The sequence below is a fragment of the Stenotrophomonas sp. C3(2023) genome, assembly GCF_032911385.1.
Classification (GTDB): Bacteria; Pseudomonadota; Gammaproteobacteria; order Xanthomonadales; family Xanthomonadaceae; genus Stenotrophomonas.
The window spans coordinates 1-995 of record NZ_JAWJLO010000006.1 but is presented as its reverse complement, the minus strand read 5'-3'; the positions used below and the strand labels follow the sequence as shown (position 1 = coordinate 995).

The window sequence follows — 995 nt, the reverse complement described above, 5'->3', positions numbered from 1 at the left end:
CCCGTGGCCACCACGCCGCGCGAGAGGTCTGCGGCGCCGCGCAAAGCGCCAAGCACATCCATCATTGGCATGCTCAGCCTTCCAGTGCCAGCTTCAAAGCAGTCGTCTGCACCACCGTGCGCAGCATCCGGTTGCCCCGGCTGCCTTTGAGCGCTTCGGCGGCCAACAGTCGCTGGTTCTCCTCCATGGTCTGGATGTAGGCGTCGCACGAAGTCCTTGATCGTGTCGCCGGTGGCGCCGAAGACCATCGCCTGTCGCCCGGTGCCGTGCCAGATGATCACCACCGCTACCGCTACGTGGCTCGACACGGTGGGGGCGAAGCTGGCCAGAATGCGTGCGCAACGGAACCCTCCGCTGGCAAGGCATGAATCAGGTTGTACTGCCATCAGAGGCCTCGCCCTCCCAGCGCCGGTGACCAGGTCTGCTGGCTGGCATCGGGTTGCAACTCCGGCCGCGGCTTCATCAGCATCACCGGCTGCTGCGGCACCGGTACGGCGCACTGCGCCACCCGTTCGCTGGACTGCGCAAGCGGGGTGTTCAGCCCCTCAACTACGTCCACAGATGCGTACACATTCGCCAGCTCGCCCAGCCTGCCCTGCACTGCAAACATCCGCGTTCCATCCTTGCTGACCACTACGCGATCAATCTGCGTGCCGCCGAGCGCATAGATCTCCGCCACCAATGCACCGGCCAACCGGTCGCTGGCCGCATCGGGCATGCGGCCAAACTTGGCGTCCTGGGCGTATACGCCCACGCGCGCAGCCCGGAACATCCCGTGCGCCGGATGCTCCGGATCGGAGAACTGCAGTGCGCGCTTTTCCTGCCGGGCCTGCTCAGCGCGTGCGGGCTCGCCCGCCGGGATCGGACCGCGAACAGCATCAACCACATCCAGGATCAGGCCGGGACCTCCCCGCGAGATCGCAGTCACGGCCAGGCGGCGTTGCCCAATGTCCTCACGATACTCGGCAATCATGGTCTGGTTGCGCTCGGCGAGC

Annotated in this window: 2 protein-coding genes; one reads left to right on the top strand and one right to left on the bottom strand. The window is 66.2% G+C overall.

Translation table 11 applies throughout. The annotated features are described in order from the left end of the window. Window positions 1–200: hypothetical protein (locus RZA67_RS16370; protein WP_317214117.1), on the top strand; the 200-nt coding region annotated here is incomplete at its 5' end. 185 nt (window positions 201–385) lie between these two features. Here RZA67_RS16370 and RZA67_RS16365 read toward each other — a convergent pair. Beyond that, on the bottom strand, window positions 386–995 hold a 610-nt coding region (locus RZA67_RS16365), incomplete at its 5' end, for an XVIPCD domain-containing protein (RefSeq protein WP_317214115.1).